This window comes from Streptomyces sp. JJ36, from assembly GCF_021696945.1.
Classification (GTDB): Bacteria; Actinomycetota; Actinomycetes; order Streptomycetales; family Streptomycetaceae; genus Streptomyces.
The window spans coordinates 1-19,409 of sequence record NZ_JACYHE010000054.1; the positions used below are offsets into that span (position 1 = coordinate 1).

16 protein-coding genes and 1 pseudogene are annotated in these 19,409 nt (G+C 73.2%); 4 read left to right on the top strand and 13 right to left on the bottom strand.

Annotation, left to right across the window (positions count from 1 at the left end; translation table 11 throughout):
* A pseudogene (locus tag HOY81_RS19090) lies at window positions 1–455 on the bottom strand (metallophosphoesterase); the annotation flags it as partial.
* The gene (locus HOY81_RS19095; RefSeq protein WP_237321704.1) at window positions 452–688 is read right to left on the bottom strand and encodes an SCO4848 family membrane protein; all 237 of its coding nucleotides are present in this window, start codon (window positions 686–688) and stop codon (window positions 452–454) included. The gene HOY81_RS19095 and the pseudogene HOY81_RS19090, both read right to left, overlap by 4 nt.
* Before the next feature lie 196 nt (window positions 689–884).
* On the opposite strand from HOY81_RS19095, the gene HOY81_RS19100 reads away from it, so the two are divergent.
* Window positions 885–2,366: a D-alanyl-D-alanine carboxypeptidase family protein gene (locus HOY81_RS19100; protein WP_237321676.1), complete on the top strand. Its 1,482-nt coding sequence runs from the start codon at window positions 885–887 to the stop codon at window positions 2,364–2,366.
* A 34-nt stretch (window positions 2,367–2,400) separates the two neighbouring features.
* Here HOY81_RS19100 and HOY81_RS19105 read toward each other — a convergent pair whose 3' ends face one another.
* The 3 genes from HOY81_RS19105 to trpS all read right to left on the bottom strand — a co-directional run bounded on the left by HOY81_RS19105 (window position 2,401) and on the right by trpS (window position 5,558).
* Window positions 2,401–3,597 (bottom strand): YihY/virulence factor BrkB family protein, encoded by a 1,197-nt coding sequence (locus tag HOY81_RS19105; protein ID WP_237321677.1) that lies wholly within the window; start codon window positions 3,595–3,597, stop codon window positions 2,401–2,403.
* An 87-nt stretch (window positions 3,598–3,684) separates the two neighbouring features.
* The gene (locus HOY81_RS19110) at window positions 3,685–4,365 is read right to left on the bottom strand and encodes a 2'-5' RNA ligase family protein (RefSeq protein ID WP_237321678.1); all 681 of its coding nucleotides are present in this window, start codon (window positions 4,363–4,365) and stop codon (window positions 3,685–3,687) included.
* A 176-nt stretch (window positions 4,366–4,541) separates the two neighbouring features.
* A complete protein-coding gene (trpS, locus tag HOY81_RS19115) occupies window positions 4,542–5,558 on the bottom strand; it encodes a tryptophan--tRNA ligase (protein WP_237321679.1) in 1,017 nt (338 codons plus the stop codon).
* A 181-nt stretch (window positions 5,559–5,739) separates the two neighbouring features.
* On the opposite strand from trpS, the gene rocD reads away from it, so the two are divergent.
* Window positions 5,740–6,945 carry an ornithine--oxo-acid transaminase gene (gene rocD, locus HOY81_RS19120; RefSeq protein ID WP_237321680.1) on the top strand — a complete coding sequence of 402 codons (1,206 nt, stop codon included), beginning with the start codon at window positions 5,740–5,742 and terminating at the stop codon, window positions 6,943–6,945.
* Window positions 6,946–7,172: 227 nt separating this feature from the next.
* Here the strand turns inward: rocD and HOY81_RS19125 are convergent, their stop codons facing one another.
* A complete protein-coding gene (locus tag HOY81_RS19125) occupies window positions 7,173–7,745 on the bottom strand; it encodes a dihydrofolate reductase family protein (protein WP_237321681.1) in 573 nt (190 codons plus the stop codon).
* A 146-nt stretch (window positions 7,746–7,891) separates the two neighbouring features.
* On the bottom strand, window positions 7,892–9,391 hold the full coding sequence (locus HOY81_RS19130; protein ID WP_237321682.1) for a PLP-dependent aminotransferase family protein: 1,500 nt from the start codon (window positions 9,389–9,391) through the stop codon (window positions 7,892–7,894).
* 47 nt (window positions 9,392–9,438) lie between these two features.
* On the opposite strand from HOY81_RS19130, the gene HOY81_RS19135 reads away from it, so the two are divergent.
* Window positions 9,439–9,927, top strand: coding sequence for a carboxymuconolactone decarboxylase family protein (locus HOY81_RS19135; protein WP_237321683.1), 489 nt, complete (start codon window positions 9,439–9,441; stop codon window positions 9,925–9,927).
* Window positions 9,928–10,074: 147 nt separating this feature from the next.
* Here the strand turns inward: HOY81_RS19135 and HOY81_RS19140 are convergent, their stop codons facing one another.
* Together HOY81_RS19140 and HOY81_RS19145 are read right to left on the bottom strand one after the other, a co-directional pair.
* Entirely contained in the window at window positions 10,075–11,010 is a 936-nt protein-coding gene (locus HOY81_RS19140; protein WP_237321684.1) for an ABC transporter substrate-binding protein, read from the bottom strand.
* Window positions 11,011–11,046: 36 nt separating this feature from the next.
* Complete coding sequence (locus HOY81_RS19145) at window positions 11,047–12,267, bottom strand: MFS transporter (protein ID WP_237321685.1); 1,221 nt, start codon at window positions 12,265–12,267, stop codon at window positions 11,047–11,049.
* A gap of 109 nt (window positions 12,268–12,376) precedes the next feature.
* Between HOY81_RS19145 and HOY81_RS19150 the strand changes: the two genes are divergently transcribed.
* Window positions 12,377–13,390 carry a helix-turn-helix transcriptional regulator gene (locus tag HOY81_RS19150; RefSeq protein ID WP_237321686.1) on the top strand — a complete coding sequence of 338 codons (1,014 nt, stop codon included), beginning with the start codon at window positions 12,377–12,379 and terminating at the stop codon, window positions 13,388–13,390.
* A gap of 169 nt (window positions 13,391–13,559) precedes the next feature.
* On the opposite strand, the gene HOY81_RS19155 is transcribed toward HOY81_RS19150, so the two are convergent.
* From HOY81_RS19155 to HOY81_RS19170, 4 genes are all read right to left on the bottom strand, one after another.
* Entirely contained in the window at window positions 13,560–14,522 is a 963-nt protein-coding gene (locus HOY81_RS19155) for a glycine betaine ABC transporter substrate-binding protein (RefSeq protein ID WP_237321687.1), read from the bottom strand.
* A 53-nt stretch (window positions 14,523–14,575) separates the two neighbouring features.
* Window positions 14,576–16,612 (bottom strand): proline/glycine betaine ABC transporter permease, encoded by a 2,037-nt coding sequence (locus tag HOY81_RS19160; protein ID WP_237321688.1) that lies wholly within the window; start codon window positions 16,610–16,612, stop codon window positions 14,576–14,578.
* A 79-nt stretch (window positions 16,613–16,691) separates the two neighbouring features.
* Window positions 16,692–17,834, bottom strand: coding sequence for a glycine betaine/L-proline ABC transporter ATP-binding protein (locus HOY81_RS19165; protein ID WP_237321689.1), 1,143 nt, complete (start codon window positions 17,832–17,834; stop codon window positions 16,692–16,694).
* On the bottom strand, window positions 17,834–19,381 hold the full coding sequence (locus HOY81_RS19170) for a GMC family oxidoreductase (protein WP_237321690.1): 1,548 nt from the start codon (window positions 19,379–19,381) through the stop codon (window positions 17,834–17,836). Before HOY81_RS19170 ends, HOY81_RS19165 begins: the two co-directional genes overlap by 1 nt.
* Window positions 19,382–19,409 lie beyond the last annotated feature (28 nt).

Consider the following 19,409-nt stretch of genomic DNA (forward strand, 5'->3'; position numbering starts at 1 on the left):
ATCCCCGGTGTCGAGAAGGCGGACTTCGAGCTCTGGTCGCTGGCCGTCTCCGCGCCGCCCGGGGAGGCGGGCGCGCCGCCGGACGCCCGGGAGGCAGGCTCCTCCCCCGCCGGTTCGTCCCGCGCGCCCGCGTCGCCGCGGGCGAGGGCGCGGCGCAGCAGCGGGCGTACGAGCTCGCCCGCGAGGAGCGCCAGGGTGAGGTAGAGCAGGGTCGCGAGCCAGAGGTACCCGGGCCAGGCCAGCACCTGCTCGACCGCGAAGGGCGCGCCGGCGCGCCCGGCGACCATGGACCCGACGGTGGTGAGCGGCAGCAGGACGGCGAGCACCGTGCCCGTGCGCCGCCACCGGCCGCCCGGCCGGGAGACGTCCCGCACCAGACGGCGCCAGAGGTACCAGTGGACGCCGGTGAGGACCGCGAGGACGGCCACCATGATCAGGACGGCGAAGACGATCATGCCCGCCCCCCGCGCAGCGCCCGGAGCCCCCGCCAGCCGATCACGCCGATCGCCGTGCCGAGGGCGAAGGAGGTGACGGCGAGCAGCAGATGGACCCAGAAGTATCCTGTCGGTTCGCCGTCCTCGAAGGCCAGGCCGCCGGCGTCCTGCCACAGGTTCTTGACGAAGGTGATCCAGATGAACCAGGACCACACGCCGAAGGCCAGCAGGAACCAGGACACGCGGCGGGACAGGACGCGGGGCTTCGGCGCCGGGTCACCGGAGTGGCGGCGGTCGCCGGGGTCACCGGCGTCACCGGGGTCGTCGGGGTTGCGGGACATGAGGCAAGTATGGCTATCGGGCTAACCTGGTCGCCGGTCGGGGCGAGAAGTGTCGCCGGGTGACCCCGCGAGGTCCACATCGCACCCGTGTGCCTGTACGTTCATCGGTGTGCCGACGATCTCCTCTGCCGTACGCCGCCGGGCGCGCCGGGCCCCACTGCTCGGAGCGGCCGTCGCCGCGTTCCTGACGCCGTGTCTGCTGTCCCCCGCCGCCGCTGCGCCCGCAGCGCCGCAGGCCCCGGGCGAGGACGAGCCGAAGCCGCCCGCGCGGATGTCCACCATCGGCGGCGCCAAGCTGGGACGGCCGGGCACCCAGGTCGACCCGCTGCCGGGTGAGGGCGCGCCCAAGCTGCCGAAGAAGCTCTCGGCCCGGTCCTGGATCGTGGCCGACGCGGAGTCCGGAAACGTGCTGGCCGCGCACAACGCGCACTGGGAACTGGCCCCGGCGAGCACCTTGAAGATGCTCCTCGCCGACGTCCTGCTGCCGAAGTACCCCGCGACGATGGAGTACACGGTCAAGCGCGAGGATCTGGAGGGCATGGGCTCCGGCAGCAGCAAGGTGGGCGTCAAGGAGGGACTGCCCTACACCGTCGAGGACCTGTGGAACGGCGTGTTCCTGCGGTCCGGGAACGACGCGGTGCACGTGCTCTGCGCGATCAACGGCGGCAAGAAGCAGACCGTCGCGGAGATGAACGCGCACGCCCGGGAGTTGCGCGCGCTGGACACACACGTGGTCAGCCCGGACGGGTACGACGCGCCCGGGCAGGTGTCGTCGGCTTACGACCTGACGCTGATCGCCCGCTCGGGGATGCAGAAGGAGGACTTCCGGCGCTACGCCTCCACGGTGCGGACCCGCTTCCCCGGCGAGTGGAAGGACGACAAGGGCGACGAGGGCGACAAGAGGGGCGAAGAGGACGGCGGCGGGACGACGCCCACGACCCGGCAGACCCCCGAGGGGGACCCGGAGGCGACCGCGGACGCGAAGCCGGACGACGAGCAGCGGAAGCGCAAGCACTTCCAGATCCAGAACACCAACCGGCTGCTCACCGGGGACTACGGGCTCGACCCCTACCCCGGGATCGCCGGGGTGAAGAACGGCTACACCTCGAACGCCGGCCACACCTTCACCGGAGTCGCCGAGCGGGACGGCCGGGTGCTGCTCGTCACCGTCATGAACCCGCAGGAGGGCGGCTCGCAGGAGGTCTACAAGGAGACCGCCGCGCTCTTCGACTGGGGCTTCGAGGCGGCCGACGCGGTGCGCCCGGTGGGCGAGCTGGTGCCGCCCGGCACCGGTGAGGAGCAGGCGGGCGCCGACACCGACGAGGCCGGGGCCAAGAACCCCGGCGGCACGCAGGACCCGGACGGGGCCACGGTGGTGTCGGCCGGCGCCGAGGGGCCGGGCGGCTCCGGCGGGGGCGGCATGGGGATCGCCCTGGGTGTCGCCGGCGGCTCGGTGGTGGTGCTGACGGGCCTGGCCTTCCTGGTGCACCGGCGGTGGCCGGCGGCGCTCCCGGACCTCTCCCGCCTCCGGAGCGGGCCCCCGGCGAGCGGTGGCGGCCCCGGAAGCGGCCCGGAGAAGCCGCAGAAGTAGCGCGCCCGGTCGGGGCGGTCGCCCGGGGGCGCGGTCAGCGCTCCCGGGAGGCGACCGGGGCCCGGCGCGTGTCCGGGGACTCGGGTCCGCCCGGCGGCTCCGGCCCGACCGGCGACTCCCGCGTGTCCGGAGACGCCGGTCCGCCCGGGGACTCCCGTGGACTCGCAGGCTCCGGCCCGCCCGGCGGCCCCGGTGCGCCCGTTGCCGTGGAGGCGTTCCGTGCGGCCCGGGCGTCCCCGGGGCCCTCGGCGTCCCCCGTGCCCGCGGCGGTCTCGCCGGTCCGCGTCTCCGGCGCTCCCTCGGCGCCCGGGGCGCAGGGGTCGGGGGCCTCCGGGTCCGGGGTCAGCGCCTCCTCCCCGGTCGCCAGGTCCCGTACCGGCTCGCCCGGCTTCTCGGTCGCGGTCCAGGCTGCGCAGAAGAGCAGCAGCTTCGTCATGAAGCTGATCCACAGCAGCAGCGCGACGGGCGCCCCGAAGGCGCCGTACATGCTCTTGGCGGCGACGCCCTGGAGGTAGCCGCCGAGCAGGAGCTTCAGCAGCTCGAAGCCGACCGCCCCCGTCACCCCCGCGGTGATCAGCGCGTGTCGCGGCGGCGCCACCCGGGGCAGCCACTTCAGGAGGTACCAGAGCAGCAGGAAGTCGGTGGTGAGGGCGGCCGCGTACCCGGCGGCCCGGAGCAGCCAGTTTCCGGCGCCGTCCCCGGCGAGCCCGATCTCTTCGGCGGCCCGGCCGACGGCGGCGAGCCCGAGGGCCGAGCCGGCGACCGAGACCAGCCCGAGGGCGCCCAGGCCGGCCAGCAGGCCCAGGTCCTTGACCTTGAGAAGCACCACGTTCCCCGGGTCCTCCTCCAGGTCCCAGACGGCGCGCAGCGACTCGCGGAGCGTGCCGGCCCAGCGGGCGCCGGTGACGAGCAGCAGCGCGCCACCGACGAGACCGACCGTGCCCGCGTTCCCGGCGAGCGACTGGAGGTCCAGCCCGCCGGAGATGCCGGGCATCTGGCCGGCGAGCCACTCCTCGGTCCGCCGCATCCCTTCCGGGGAGAGGAAGGCGGCCCCGGTGGCGAAGCCGACGGCAAGCATGGGGAAGAGCGCGAGGAAACTGGTGAAGGTGACGGCCGCGGCGAGCCGGGTCCACCTGCGTTCGTCGAGGTGCTCGTAGACCCGCCACACCCGGGTCCGGAAGAACCACGCGGCCGCGGGACCGATCACGGGGAGTCGGGTCAGCCAGTCCATGATCGCCGTGTACCCGGTGCGCGCCGTCGTCACCCCGGCGGGCGCGTGCGGCGGGCCCCGCGCCGGGTCTCCCGCGCCGGGGAACGCTCAGGAGGCGCCGTGCAGGGCCTCCGTGCCGGGCGGGCCCGGCGGGGTGACCGGAGGCGGGCCGAGGGTGCCCAGGGGACGCGGGGGCGGCAGCGGCGCGGCGGGCGCCGGACCCGGGTGCTGGGCCTGGTGCGGCAGGGGTGCGCGGGGCTGCCGGTCCGCGAAGCGGAAGTGCCGCTGGAGCCGCCAGACGCCGTCGGCGCCCTGTTCGTAGAGGGCGAAGCCGCCCACCGTCCAGGCCGCCTCGAAGTCGGCGAGCTCGGCGTGGGCGCGGTCCATCGCGCCCTCGTCGATGCCGTGCGCGATGGTGACGTGCGGGTGGTACGGGAAGGTCAGCTCCCGGTGCCGCAGCGGGCCGTCGGCGCCGCGCACCCGCTCCTGGAGCCAGTGGCAGGCCGAGGTGCCCTCCACGACCCGGACGAAGACCACCGGCGACAGCGGCCGGAAACTGTCCGTGCCGGAGAGCCGCATCGGGAACGCCCGGCCGGCCGCCGCGACGGCCGCCAGGTGCTCCTCGATGGCGGGCCGTTCGGCGGCGTCCACCTCGGTCGGCGGCAGCAGGGTGACGTGCGTGGGGATGCCGTGTGCGGCGGTGTCACCGAAGCCTGTGCGGCAGTCCTGGAGCAGGCTGCCGTACGGCTCCGGGACCGCGATCGAGACACCGAGTGTGACGGTCCCCACGTCCTTCTCCCTTCTGTGTCGTGCGCGTCCGTGCGGGTCCGCGCCCGCCCGTACCGAGGCCGCGCCCGCCGCGGGCCTGGTCCGGGGCGGTGCGGCCGCGGACGGCCCGGGGGCCGGTGCGCGCGTGCCCGTGCCAGTGTGGACCCTCGGCGGCCGCAATGCGACGGTTCTGTGCCTCAGTGCTTGGCCGGCACGAGACCGACCTTGTCGTAGGCGTCCGCCAGCGTCTCGGCGGCGACCGCCCGCGCCTTCTCCGCGCCCTTGGCGAGCAGCGAGTCCAGCGTTTCCGGATCGTCCAGGTATTCCTCGGTACGCGCCCGGAACGGAGCCACCCAGTCCGCCACGATCTCGGACAGATCGGTCTTGAGCGCGCCGTAGCCCTTGCCGGCGTAGGACTGCTCCAGCTCCGCGATGCTCGTGCCGGTGAGGGTGGCGTGGATGGTCAGGAGATTGCTCACACCGGGCTTCTCCGCCTCGTCGAAGCGGATCTCGGTGCCGGTGTCCGTGACCGCGCTCCTGATCTTCTTGGCGGAGGTCTTCGGCTCGTCCAGCAGGTTGATGATGCCCTTCGGCGAGGAGGCCGACTTGCTCATCTTGATCGTCGGGTCCTGGAGGTCGTAGATCTTCGCCGTCTCCTTGAGGATGTACGGCTCCGGGATGGTGAAGGTGCGGCCGTAGCGCGTGTTGAAGCGCTCGGCGACGTCCCGGGTGATCTCGATGTGCTGCCGCTGGTCCTCACCGACCGGGACCTGCGCGGCGTGGTAGAGCAGGATGTCCGCGATCTGCAGGATCGGGTAGGTGAAGAGCCCGACGGTGGTGCCCTCGGTGCCCTGCTTGGCGGCCTTGTCCTTGAACTGCGTCATCCGGGACGCCTCGCCGAAGCCGGTCATGCAGTTCATCACCCAGGCGAGCTGGGCGTGCTCGGGCACGTGGCTCTGGATGAAGAGGGTGCAGCGCTCCGGGTCCAGGCCGGCGGCCAGCAGCTGGGCGGCGGCCAGCCGGGTGCTCTTGCGCAGCTCAGCCGGGTCCTGCGGGACGGTGATCGCGTGCAGGTCGACGACCATGTAGAAGGCGTCGTGCGTCTGCTGCAGGGCCACCCACTGGCGTACGGCACCGAGATAGTTGCCGAGGTGGAAGGAGCCGGCCGTGGGCTGGATCCCGGACAGGACACGTGGACGACGTTCGTTGGCCATGCGCTCCATTCTCGCAGAGCGGACGGTCCCGCCGGGCGCACGGGCCGCGACGCGTCCCGCCCTCGGCGGGCTTCTTCACCGGGACGCCCCGGATTGCCGAAGTTTTCTGCGCGCGAGGGTCGGCCGACGATAGAAAGAGGCACCGCCTGTCGGCACCACAAGAAGAACGGAGTACCCACCCATGGTCACTTCCGCGGAGCTGATCGCCTCCTCCGACGCGCACAGCGCGCACAACTACCACCCGCTGCCGGTCGTCGTCTCCACCGCGGACGGCGCCTGGATGACGGACGTGGAGGGGAAGCGCTACCTGGACATGCTGGCCGGGTACTCGGCGCTGAACTTCGGGCACGGCCACCCCCGCCTCGTCGCGGCCGCCAAGGCGCAGCTCGACCGGGTCACCCTGACCTCGCGCGCCTTCCACCACGAGCGCTTCGCGGAGTTCTGCGCGGCGCTGGGCGAGCTGTGCGGCAAGGAGATGGTGCTGCCGATGAACACCGGGGCCGAGGCGGTCGAGACCGCCGTCAAGACGGCCCGCAAGTGGGGGTACCGGGTCAAGGGCGTGCCGGACGGGCGGGCGAAGATCGTCGTCGCCGAGAACAACTTCCACGGCCGTACCACGACCATCGTGAGCTTCTCCACGGACGAGGAGGCCCGGGCGGACTTCGGCCCGTACACACCGGGCTTCGAGATCGTGCCGTACGGGGACCTGGCGGCGCTGGAGGCGGCGGTCGACGAGGACACCGTGGCGGTGCTGCTGGAGCCGGTCCAGGGCGAGGCGGGCGTGCTGGTGCCGCCGGCGGGCTACCTGGCGGGCGTACGTGAGCTCACCCGCTCCCGGAACGTGCTCTTCGTCGCCGACGAGATCCAGTCCGGGCTCGGCCGCACCGGCGCCACCTTCGCCTGCGCGCACGAGGACGTGGTCCCCGACATGTACGTGCTGGGGAAGGCGCTCGGCGGCGGCGTGGTGCCGGTGTCGGCGGTGGTGGCCGACCGGGACGTGCTCGGCGTCTACCGGCCCGGCGAGCACGGCTCCACCTTCGGCGGAAACCCGCTGGCCTGCGCCGTCGGCCTGGAGGTCGTCGCGATGCTGCGCACCGGCGAGTACCAGGAGCGGGCCCGGGAGCTGGGCGAGCACCTGCACCGGGAGCTGGGTCTGCTGACCGGCGAGGGCGTCGTACGGGAGGTGCGCGGCCGCGGGCTGTGGGCCGGGGTGGACATCGACCCGGCGCACGGCACCGGGCGGGAGATCTCCGAACGGCTGATGGAGCGCGGGGTGCTGGTGAAGGACACCCACGGGTCGACGCTCCGCATCGCGCCGCCGCTGGTGATCTCCAAGGAGGACCTGGACTGGGGGCTGGACCAGCTCCGCGCGGTGCTGGCCGGCTGAGCCCCGGGCCGGGGCCGGAGGGTCCCCGGCCGGGCGGCCGCCCGGCCGGGACCGGCTCCCCGGCCCGGCTCCCCGGCGCCCGGGGCCCGGTCCGGCGCCGGTCTCCAGGGCCGGCAGCCTCCGTGCGACTCCCCCTCAGGAGCCACCCGCCCCTGCCTTCAGCCCCGGAGTCGTCCCGGGTCAGGCGGAGTCCGGCTGGAGTACCCGGCCGGCCGGGGTTGTCCCGGTCACCGCGGACCGGTTCCCGGCGGCCCGTCGAGCACGGTCGGCCGGTAGTCGAGCATCTGCGCACGGCCGTCGAGGGTGCGGCTCTCGACGAGGTCGAGCCTGACATCGGGGTAGCCGTCGAAGATCCGGTCCTGCCCGGTCGCCCCGGTGATCACGGGGAAGACGACCACGCGGAACCGGTCGACGAGGCCGGCCCTCAGCAGCGAGCGGGAAAGGCTGAGGCTGCCGAGGGTGCGCAGGTCCCGCGAGCCGCGCTTCATCTCGCGCACGGATTCGACCGCGTCGCCGGTGACCAGCTCGGTGTTGGCCCAGGACAAGGGCGCGGCCAGGGTCGAGGAGAACACCACCTTGTCCAGCGCGGTCAGCGCGTCGACACCCTCCTCGCCCCGCTCGGCGAACGCGGACATCAACCGGTACGTCGTCGCGCCCATCAGCGTGACCCAGTCGTTCCTGCCGTCCTCCTCCAGCCACGCGAAGTACTCGGGGCCCTCCATGCCCCACCATCCGGGCCAGCCCTCGGCTGCGCCGTACCCGTCGAGGGACATGATGGAGTCGACCATCAGGCTTGCCATGGAGTTTCCTTCCGTCAATCGGGCGTCCTCCCGTGCAGACCCGTGGCGGACCGGAAACTCATCGGCCCGCACGGCGCGTCTCCGCGCCCGGCCTCACCCGGAGCCCCCCGCGTCGAGCCCGCTTGAACCGGGCTCAGAACCGGCGCTCAGCCGCCGGGACGGCCCAGCTCCTCGGTGAGGGTGGTGCAGAGGGCGTCGAGGGTGGACGGCCAGGCGTGCTCGGGCGGGGCGCCGTAGCCGACCACGAGCGCGTCGCGGTCCATCGGGCCGGGGGCGGCGCCGGGGTGCCGGAAGCGGGACAGCCCCTCCACCGCCAGCCCCCGCCGGGTGGCGGCGTGCACCACGCGCTGCTCGGAGCCGGGGGGCAGCTCCAGCACGGCGTGCAGTCCGGCGGCGAGGCCGGTGACGCGGAGCTGCGGCAGCCGCTCGGCGAGGGTGGCGACGAGGCGGTCCCGGCGGCGCCGGTAGCGCTGCCGCATGGCCCGTACATGCCGGTCGTACGCCCCGCGCTCCAGGAAGTCCGCGAGCGTGAGCTGGTCCAGCGCCCCGTGGTGGCGCTCCGCGCGGACCGCCAGCACCGGGTCCACCAGGGAGTCGGGGAGCACCGTCCAGCCCAGCCGCAGGGCGGGGGCCAGGCTCTTGCTGGCGGTGCCCAGATAGAGCACCCGGTCCGGGTCGAGCCCCTGGACGGCGCCGACCGGGCGGCGGTCGTAGCGGAACTCGCCGTCGTAGTCGTCCTCCAGCACCAGACCGTCCCGGCCACGGGCCCAGTCGACCACCGCCGCCCGGCGGTCCGGGTGCAGCGGGACGCCCGTGGGGTACTGGTGGGCGGGTGTGAGCAGCACCGCACGCGGTCCGGCCTCCGCCAGCGCCGCGACCCGGGTGCCGTGCGCGTCCAGCGGCAGCGGGGGGACGGACAGGCCGGCGCGGGTCAGGATGTCGCGGTGGAACCAGAGCCCGTACGCCTCCACGGCCACGCCCCCGTGCAGCACCCGGGCGAGGGTGTCGAGGGCGTCCACGAACCCGGCGCCGATGAGGATGCGGTCCGGGTCTGCGCGGACGCCGCGGGACCGGGCCAGGTAGTCGGCGAGGGCGCGGCGCAGCTCCGGGCGGCCGAGGGGGTCGGCGTAGCCGAAGGCGGAGTGCGGGGCGGTGCTCAGCGCACGGCGTGCGGAGGTGAGCCAGGCGGCGCGGGGGAACGCGGAGGTGTCGGGGCGGCCGCTGCGCAGGTCGTGGCGGGGGCGGGCCGTGGCACGGTGCCGGCCGGCGGGTTCCCGGCGGGGTCCGGGCACCGGACGGCCAGGCGGCTCGGCGCGGCGGGCCACCCGGGTGCCGGAGCCCTGACGGGCGGTCAGCCAGCCCTCGGCGACCAGCTCGGCGTAGGCGTCGGCGACGGTGTTGCGGGCGATGCCGAGGTCGGCGGCGAGCGCCCGGGAGGAGGGCAGCCGGGTGCCCGGGGAGAGCCGCCCGTTCCGCACGGCCGCGCGCAGGGCCCGCATCAGCGAGGCGCGCAGGCCGCGGCCGGCCTCCAGGTCCAGGTGCAGGTCGACCCCGCCGACGGTGGCGCGTGCGGCAGCGGGGCGGCGGGGGCCGGACGGGTCCGGCTGCCCGGCGCCGGAGGGCGAAGTGGCCCAGGAATCCACCATGGAAATGGACCATACCCGTGGGATACCGCCCGCCTAGGGTCGGGACCATGACGACGACTCGGACGACGGCCCACACGACCGGCCCGCGCATGCACCTCTGGAAGCTCTCCCCCGACGTCTACCGCACCATGGCCGCCTTCCAGGCGGCCGCCGCCGAGGGTCTCGACCCGGTGGTGGCCGAGCTGGTCAAGATCCGCGCCTCGCAGATCAACAAGTGCGCGTACTGCATCGACATGCACCTCACGGACGCCCGGAAGACGGGCGAGTCGCAGCTCCGGCTCGACCTGGTCGGGGCCTGGGAGGAGGCCGGCGACCTCTTCACCGAGCGGGAGCGGGCGGCGCTCGCGCTCACCGAGGCGATCACGGTGCTGACCGACGGGTTCGTGCCGGACGAGGTGTACGAGCAGGCCGCGAAGCACTTCGAGGAGCAGGAGCTGGCGCAGCTCATCGCGCAGATCGTGGCGATCAACTCCTGGAACCGCTTCCAGGTGACCACCCGGGCGGTGCCCGAGAGCATGCTGAAGGGCCGGGAGTAGCGGCTGCGCGGGGCTGCTCGCGGGGCTTCCCCGGAGATCCCCCGCGCCCCCGCCCCGCGGCCGGTGGGAGCCGCGATCCCCACCGGCCGGCGCCCCGGCGTCACGGGGGTGCGCCGGGTCCGGCGCCGCGGGCGCGGGGTGCGCCGGTCAGAGGTCCCAGAGCCAGACCTTCCAGATGCCCGGGTTCTCCTTGACCCAGCGTGCGGCCGCGGCCCGCGGCGCCATCCCGTCCTGGGCGATCATCTTGGCGACCTCGTTCTGGTCCTCCTCGCCCCACTGGAAGTTCTTCAGGAATTCGGCGGCCTCGCCGCCGTCCTCCGCGAACCCGGCGTTGAGGAACTTGCGCAGGTCGGTCTCGGGGTAGCCGCACTCGGCGGACTTCTCGTCGGTGTCGCACCCGGGGTAGTGGGGTGGCAGGTCCACCTCCGAGAGCTCGATCTCGGACTCCAGCCAGTGCGGACGCCACCAGTAGGTGAGGAACGGTTCCCGCTGCCGGGCGCTCTCCCGGATCTCCTCGATCTGGGCCTGCTCGCTGCCCGCGTAGACCGTCCGGAAGTCGAGCCCCAGGTTGTCGATCAGGTGCTCGTCGCGGGTGATGAACTCCTTGGAGCCCTCCAGCAGCCGCCCCTTGTCGCCGGTGCGTGCGGTGGCGAACATCTCGGCGTACTTGTTGAGCCCCTGCCAGCGCGTGATGCCGGGATGCTCGTCGGCGACGTAGTCGGGCAGGTACCAGCCGATCTTGCCGGTCACGCCGAGGTCCCCGGCGGGGACGACGGTCTGCCGCCGATCGACGTAACGTTCCTCCAGATCCGGGTGGCCCCAGTCCTCCAGGATGGCGTCGGCCTCGCCCTCGCCGACGGCCTTCCAGGCGTCGTCCTCGTCCATCTCCCGCACGGTGACCTCGTAGCCGAGCTCCTCCTCCAGGATGTACGCGGCCACGGCCGTGTTGGCCTGGCCGCCGACCCAGGTGGGCGTGGTCAGGGTGACCGCCTGGCCGCCGCCGGAGTCCCCGGAGCCGCAGGCGCTGAGCGTGAGGAGAGCGAGTGCCGCACAGGCGGCTCTGCTCCTATGAAAGACAGACATGGGGGCGGACCTGAACAATCGCCGGTGGGAAAACGATTACAGGCAAGAATCGTAACCGCCCCCGGAACACGCGGTGTTCCGGGGGCGGCCTGGGCCCTCGGTGCGCGTCCTCGGGTACCGCGCCGGCAGGTGACGGGCCAGGGCGAGCGCGGCCAGCAGCGCGACGAGCACGCACACGCCCCACCATCCGGCCTGGCCCCAGACGCGTACCCCGAGCCAGGAACCCGCGCTGCCGCCCAGGTAGGCGCAGGTCATGTAGGCGGTGTTGAGCCTGCTCCGGGCGTCGGCGCGCACGGCGTAGACACGGACCTGGTTGGCGACCATGCCGCACTGCATCGCCGTGTCGAGGACCAGCGTGCCGAGGGTCAGGGCGGCCAGGCCCAGGGCGCCGCCCCGGGCGCCGGCGGTGAGGACCGCGGCCGAGACCAGGACCCCGAGCAGGCAGACGAGGTTCACCGGATCGGGGCCGTAGCGGTCCACCAGCCGGCCGGCGAACGGGGTGCAGACCATGGACGCGGCGCCGACCAGGGCGATCATTCCCACCGCCTGGGCACCCAGCCCGTAGGCGGGTCCGGCGAGCAGGAGTGCCAGACAGGTCCAGACCGCGGAGAAACCGGCGAAGACGGTCGCCTGGTAGAAGCACGAGCGGCGCAGCTCCGGCTCGGTCCGCAGCAGGCGCAGCGGCTCGGCCAGGAGCACGGCGTACCGCCGGCGGGAGGACGCGGCGGTGGCCGGCACCGCGAACACCACGACGCCGGCGAGGAGCAGGGCCAGGACCGCTGCGACGAGGTAGGGGGCCCGCCAGCCCAGCCACTCGCCGAGCGTGCCGCTGAAGGTACGGGCCAGCAGCATGCCGCCGGTCGATCCGCTCAGCAGGGTGCCGATCACCGCCCCCTGGCGGTCGGCGGCCACCAGACCGGCCGCCAGGGGGCCGACGATCTGCGCGCCCACGGTGGTCAGGCCGACGAGGGTGCTGGCGGCGACGAGGGCCGGCAAGGCCGGTGCGCACCCCGCGGCGAGCAGTGCCAGGCCGGTCACGGCGAGCAGGGCGACGAGGAACGAGCGGTGCGGGAGCCGGTCGCCGAGCGGCACCAGCAGGACCATCCCGGCCGTGTAGCCGGCCTGGGTGGCGGTCACCACCGTGGCGGCCGCGTCGGGCGAGACCTGCAGCCCGGCGGCGACCAGCGGACCGATCGCCTGCGGGAAGTAGAGATTGCCCACCGCCACGGCACACGTGACGGCCAGTATCAGGACCATCCGGCGGCTCATCCTCGGGTCGCCGCCCGTCGCCCGCGGGTTGTGTGTGTCATGGGAGGAAGTCCACGACATCGACGGTGTGCCGCCAATCGATGTAGCGTATGGCTTAATGATCAGCTTCGTGCTCGGTGTCGAGGACCTCGCGGACACCCGCTTCGCGCTCTCGCCCCTGCACGAGACCCTGTTCAGCCTGCGGGTGCTGCAGGATCCGGGCCTGTCCCCGCTGCACCTGCCCTGGCGCCGGTCCGTACTCGGCAGCCTCGGCACGCTCGACACCGGGCTGCTGATGTCCCTGGTCGCCCAGCGGCGCACGCTGCCCGACTTCCTGACCCCGAATCCCCAGAGCTTCGCGCCGAGCTTCGACGAACAGCTCGCGGTCGTCCGCCAGTCGTCCTGCGCCCGGGTCCGCCATGACCTCCGGCTGGCGCACGCGCCCGACCCCGTTCCCGAAGCCCTCCGCGACGCCACCGCCGCCGAGGACGCCGCCGTCGCCGGACTCCGCGACGCCATCTGCGCTCTCCTGCGGCGGTACTGGGAGGTGGCCGTCGAGCCGGTGTGGCCGCAGATGCGGCTGGTGCTGGAAGCCGACATGACCTACCGCGCCCGCCGGCTCGCCCTGGGAGGTGCCCGGCAGTTGTTCGCCGACATGCACCCGAACCTGCACTGGCAGGACGGGGAGCTGTTCGTCCACAAGATGATCAGCAGGCACCGGGTCGTGGCGTCCGACCGGGGGCTGCTGCTCCTGCCGTCCGTGTTCGCCCACAAGCCCGCGCCCCCCGTCAGCCCGGACGAGCCGCCCAGCCTCGTCTATCCCAGCCGGGGAGTGGCCACACTGTGGGGTTCGGAGATGCCGGCCCCCGACCCGGCCGCCCTGACGTCGCTGCTCGGTGCGCCCCGGGCGAGGCTGCTCGGCCTGCTGGAGGAGCCGCTGCCCACCGCAGAGCTCGCCCGCCGTCTCCGGGTCACCCCGAGCGCCGTCTCCCAGCACCTGCGGGTCCTGCACTCCACCGGGCTGGTCACCCGGACACGTGACGGACGGCATGTGCTGTACCGGAGGAGCTCGCTGGGCGACCGGCTCACGGCCACAGCCACAGCCACCGGAGCGTGCCCCCTCGACGGCTGAGGACCGGCGGTGCGCCTCCGCCGCACCCTGCCCGGCCGGGCGGCTCCCAGGTCGAGGGCCGGAAACGCCACCGCCCCCGGAACAGGGGGTGTTCCGGGGGCGGTGTGCCGGTCGTCACGCCGTCAGGGCCCCACCCGGCAGGCCGGCCGGGCCCCTCGGCGACGGGACGTCACTTCTTCGGGAGCCACTTCTCCCAGGTGGACTTGTTGTCCTTGATCCAGGCGGCGGCCGCGTCGTCCGGGTCCATGTCCTCGCCGGCGATCATCTGCGCGACCTTGTTCTGGTCGTCGGTGCTCCACTTCATGTTCTTCAGGAACTGCGCCGCGTCCCCGCCGTTCTTGGCGAAGTCGGCGTTCAGGTACTTCTGCAGCTCCAGGGTGTCGTAGCCGCAGGTGGCCTTCTCCACCGGCTCCAGGCAGCCCTCCTTGTACGGCGGCAGCTTCACCTCGACCATCTCGATCTCGGCGTTCATCCACTGCGGCTGCCACCAGTAGCCGATGAAGGGCTTCTTGGCGTCGTAGAGCCGCTTGATCTCCTTGAGCTCGGCGGCCTCGCTGCCAGTCGGAACGATCTTGAAGTTCAGGTCGTGGTTCTTGATCAGTTCCTTGTCATGGGTGGTGTAGGAGGGGGCGGCGCCCAGGAACTGGCCCTTGTCGCCGCTCTCCGAGGTCTGGAAGTCCTTCCAGTACTTGTTGAGGTTCTTGTAGTCGGTGACGTCCGGGTGCTTCTCGGCGTAGTACTTGGGCACGAACCAGCCGATGTGGCCCTCCACGCCGAGGCCGCCGGCGTTGACGACGGTCTTCTTCTCCTCGACGTAGAGCTTCTCCTTCTTCGGCACGCCGCCCCAGTCCTCCAGGATGGCGTCGGCCTTGCCGCTGTTGAGGGCGTCGAAGGCGGCCGGCTCGTCCATCTGCCGGACGTCGACCTTCACGTCCAGCTCGTCCTCGAGCAGCTTCTTGGCGACCGCGACGTTGGCCTGCGCGCCGACCCAGGACGGCTGCGCCAGGGTGACCTTGTCGCTGCCGCCGCTGGAGCCGCCGGTCTCGGCGGCGCCGCAACCGGTCAGGGCGAGCATGCCGGCGACACCGGCGCCGGCCAGAACGGTGAAACGTATGCGCTTGCTGTGGTACATGGTGCTCTTTCTTTTCGGGGGTTGAACGGGGTGGGGGGCGTAGGGGCCCGGCATCAGGCGTGCCGGGCGCGGGCCGGCTGGGTGAGCCGGTCCAGGACGATGCCGAGGCAGACGATGGCCACACCCGCGGGCAGGCCGAGCGCCAGGTCGCCCTTGGCGAGACCGGTGACCACGTCGATGCCGAGGGCGCCGCCGCCGACCATGCCGCCGATGACGACCATCGACAGCACCAGGACCACGCCCTGGTTGACCGCGACCAGCAGGGCGCGCCGGGCCAGCGGCAACTGGACCTGGAGCAGCTCCTGCCGGCCGGTGGCGCCCAGCGAGCGGGCGGCCTCCAGCGCGGCCGGGTCGACGGACCGGATGCCCTGGGCGGTGATGCGGACCACCGCGGGCAGGGCGTAGATCATCGCGGCGGCGATACCGGGGGCACGGCCGAGGCTGAACAGCGCGACCACCGGGATCAGGTAGACGAACTGCGGCATGGTCTGCATCGTGTCCAGCAGCGGGCGCAGCAGCCGGTAGAACCGTTCCGCGCGGGCCGCCAGGATGCCCAGCAGCACGCCCAGGAGCAGCGTCAGGGCGAGCCCGGCCAGCACCTGGGACAGGGTGTCGAACGAGCGGTCCCACAGGCCCAGGGCGCCGATCAGGCCGAGCGCGACCACGCTGCTCAGCGCGGCCCGCCAGGTGCCGACGAGCCAGCCGAGCACGGCGACCACCAGCAGCATGGCCCACCAGGGGGTGCCCAGTAGCCCGGAGCGCAGCGGATTCAGCACGAGCTCGGTGAAGCCCTTGGCCCAGGTGACGGTGCCGCCGACGACCGGGATGCCGGAGCCGAGGTGGGCGATGAACCAGTCCACGGCGTCCTGCACCGGGTTGGCGATCTCCACCGACCAGGCCTCCGGCCACTCGCGCTCCCAGAAGCGGGTGCCGATCGAGGACAGCACCACGGTCAGCGCGGCGATGAGGGTCCAGACCGGCCAGCCGCGCAGCCGGGCGGCGAGGCCCGTGCCGCGTGCGGCGTGCTCGTCCAGGCGCTCGCCGGCGGCGGCGGTCGTACGGTCCAGCAGCACGGCCAGCAACACCACGGCGATGCCCGCGGTGAGGGCCTCGCCGACGTCGATGTCGCCGAGGGCCTGGTAGATCTCGTCACCGAGCCCGCCGGAGCCGATCAGTGAGGCGAGCACCACCATCGACAGGCACATCATGATGGTCTGGTTCAGGCCGAGCATCATCTCCCGGCGGGCCAGCGGCAGCCGCGCGGTGCGCAGCCGCTGCCAGGCGCCGGCGCCGAGCGAGGTGGAGGCCTCCAGGGCGGCCGGGTCGGCGCCGCGCAGCCCGAGCGAAGTGAGCCGGGCCATCGGCGGAGCCGCGTAGATCACCGTGGCGATCAGCGCCGAGGGCACGCCGATGCCGAACATCAGCAGGAACGGCAGCAGGTACGCGAAGGCCGGCATCACCTGCATGGTGTCGAACACCGGGCGCAGCAGCCGCTCGAAGCGGTCGGAGAGCCCGGCGGCCAGGCCGAGCAGCAGCCCGAGGACGGCCGAGACGAAGACCGCGACCGTCATCAGGGCCAGGGTCTCCATCGTGGGCTCCCACATCTCCAGCAGCCCGCAGACCACGAAGACGGCGAGTGCCGTGCCGGCCACCTTCAGGGCCCGGCGGCTGAAGTCGGCGCCGCCCGCGGCCCAGGCGATCAGCGTGCCGATGCCGGTGACGCCGACCCAGCCGAGCGCGTCGAAGAGCTCGATGACGGAGTCCACGGAGCTCTGCGCGCTGTTGCTGATGTGCAGCAGGAAGTAGAGGAAGAGCCAGTGCGAGTCGCGGTTGTCGACCAGCCAGGCGTCGAGGTCGTTCAGCGGGCCCTCGACGTCGAGGGTCCACTCCCGCGGCCAGGTGCCCTCGCCGGTGACGAGGGCACTGACGACGGCGACCAGCACGGTGACGGTGAGGACCAGCACCCGCGGGCGGGCGAGCAGCCGCGCCAGCGGGCCGGGCCCGCTCTCGGCGGGGGCGTCGCCGGGGGTGGTGCCGCCGCCGAAGGGGGGCACGCGGTCCTTCTCGGGAACGGTGGGCGGGGCGGTCATGTGCGCCTCCCCGGACGGTCCGCGGGGGCACCCGCGGTGGACGGTGCGGTGGGCGGAACGGTGCGGCGGGCGGTGGGGGTCATGCCGGCGCCACCTCCCGGCCGCGGTCCCCTTCCGGGTCCTCGTCCAGCCCCGCGACGACGGCCAGCAGTTCCTCGTAGCCGACGACGCCGAGCAGCCGCCCGTTGTCCATCACGCGGGCCGGGTCGCCGGTGCGGGCGACGGCCTCGATGGCGTCGGAGACCAGCGTGTCCGGGGTGAGCACGGCGCCGGCACCGGCCTCGTCCGCGGTGCCGGGGCGCATCGCGCGGCGTACCGAGATGACCTGCTCGCGCGGCACGTCGCGGACGAAGTCACGCACGTAGTCGTCGGCCGGGTGGGCGACGATCTCCTCGGGGGTGCCGAGCTGCACGACCTCGCCGTCGCGCATCAGGGCGATGCGGTCGCCCAGGCGCAGCGCCTCGGAGAGGTCGTGGGTGATGAAGACCATCGTCCGGCCCTCCTCCCGGTGCAGCCGGATGACCTCCTCCTGCATGTCCCGGCGGATCAGCGGGTCCAGGGCGCTGAACGGCTCGTCGAAGAGGAGCACCTCGGGGTCGACGGCGAGCGCCCGGGCGAGGCCGACGCGCTGCTGCTGGCCGCCCGAGAGCTCCCGCGGGCGGCGCTCGCCCAGGCCCTCCAGGCCGACCTTGGCCACCATCTCGGCGGCCTTCTCGCGGCGCTCGGCCTTGCCGACGCCCTGGATCTCCAGACCGTAGGCGACGTTGTCCAGGACGCTGCGGTGCGGCAGCAGGCCGAAGTTCTGGAAGACCATGGACGCCCGGTGCCGGCGGAGCTCGCGCAGCCGGTTCTTGTCCATGGCGCGGACGTCCTCGCCGTCCATCACCAACTCGCCGGCGGTGGGCTCGATGAGCCGGGTGAGGCAGCGCACGAGGGTCGACTTGCCGGAGCCGGAGAGGCCCATCACCACGAAGACCTCGCCCTTGTGGACGTCGAAGGAGACGTCCCGGACGGCGGCGGTGCAGCCGGTACGGGCGCGCAGTTCGGTGGCGCTCAGCCCGGTCAGGCTCGTGTCGCCGGGGATCTTGTGGGCCTTCGGCCCGAAGACCTTCCACAGGTTGCGGATCTCGAACACCGGCCCGGTGTCCTTGCTGAGCTCCGGCCCGGAGACCGGTCCGGTGTCCTTGCTGATCTCCGGCGCGCCGGTCGGGTTCTCGGACATCACGCCACACCTCCCGGTGCCGTGGTGGGGACTTCTCGGACGAGGTCGGCCGCCTTCTCGCCGACCATCAGGACGCCGATCATGGGATTGACCGCGGGCATGGTGGGGAACACGGAGGCGTCGGCGATCCGGACGCCTCGCAGGCCGCGGATGCGCAGCTCGGGGTCGACGACGGCGAGGGCGTCGTCGGCCGCGCCCATGCGGCAGGTGCCGGCGGGATGGTAGACGGTGTGCGCCACCTTGCGGGCGTAGGCGCTGAGGTCCTCGTCGGAGGTCACCTCGGGCCCGGGGCACACCTCGCGCTTGAGCCACGTGGCCAGCGGCTCCGCCCGGGCGACCTCGCGGGCCAGCTTGATGCCGTCCACGAGGGTCTGCGCGTCGTAGTCGTCCTCGTCCGTGAAGTAGCGGAAGTCGAGGGCGGGCTTGGCCTCCGGGTCGGCGGAGGTGAGGTAGAGCCGGCCGCGGCTGTGCGGCTTGGGGATGTTGGGGGTCATCGACACGCCGTGCTCGGGCTTGACGTAGCCGAGTCGTTCGGGGTTGTCGGTGAAGGGGATCTGGTAGAAGTGGAACATCAGGTCCGGCCCCTGGGCGGCCGGGTCCCGGCGGACGAAGAGGCCCGCGTCGGAGTCCATCGCGGAGTTGTCCGGGATGGGCCCTTCGGTCTCCCAGACGATCACCGACTCGGGGTGGTCGAGCAGGTTCTCCCCCACGCCGGGCAGGTCGTGGCGGACCTCGATCCCCAGCTCCCGCAGGTCCGCGGCGGGCCCGATGCCCGAGTGCAGCAGCAGCCGCGGGGTGTCCACGGCGCCCGCGCAGACCAGCACCTCGCGGTCGGCGGTGAGCAGCCGCTCGGCGCCGTCCCTCCCGCGGACGTGCACGCCGGTGACGCGGTCGCCGTCCAGCTCCAGCCGGTACGCCCAGGTCTCCAGCAGCAGCTCCAGGTTGGGCCGGTCGCCGGCCTCCAGGTGCGGGTGGAGGTAGGCGACGGAGGCGGAGGAGCGCTTGTTGTCCTCCGGGTGGTACGCGAGGTCGAAGAAGCCGGCGCCCTCGGTGAACGGCTTCTTGTTGAAGCCCTCGACGTGCGGCACGCCGAGGGCGGCGGTGGCGGCCTCGACGAAGTCCCGGGCGATGGCGTTCCGGTCCTTCTCGTCCACCGGGACGATGTTGTTCTTCAGCTTCCCGAAGTACGGCGCCATCGCCGCCGCGTTCCAGCCCCTGGCCCCGGCCGTCTCCCACTCGTCCCAGTCCGCGGGCAGCGGCTTGAAGGAGATCAGCGTGTTGTGCGAGGAACAGCCGCCGAGCACCCGGGCCCTGCTGTGCCGGATGTGGGAGTTGCCGCGCGGCTGCTCGGTGGTCGGGTAGTCGTAGTCCAGCTCGCCGCCCAGCAGACCGAGCCAGCGCCGCAGCGTCAGCACCTCGGGCCGGTCCACGTCGGACGGCCCGCCCTCGATGACGGCGACCCGCACACCGGGATCCTCGGTGAGGCGGGAGGCGAGCACGGAACCTGCCGTGCCGCCTCCGACTATGACGTAGTCATAGGTGGGCATAGGGGGTGTTGCTCCTTGCGGGGTGAGA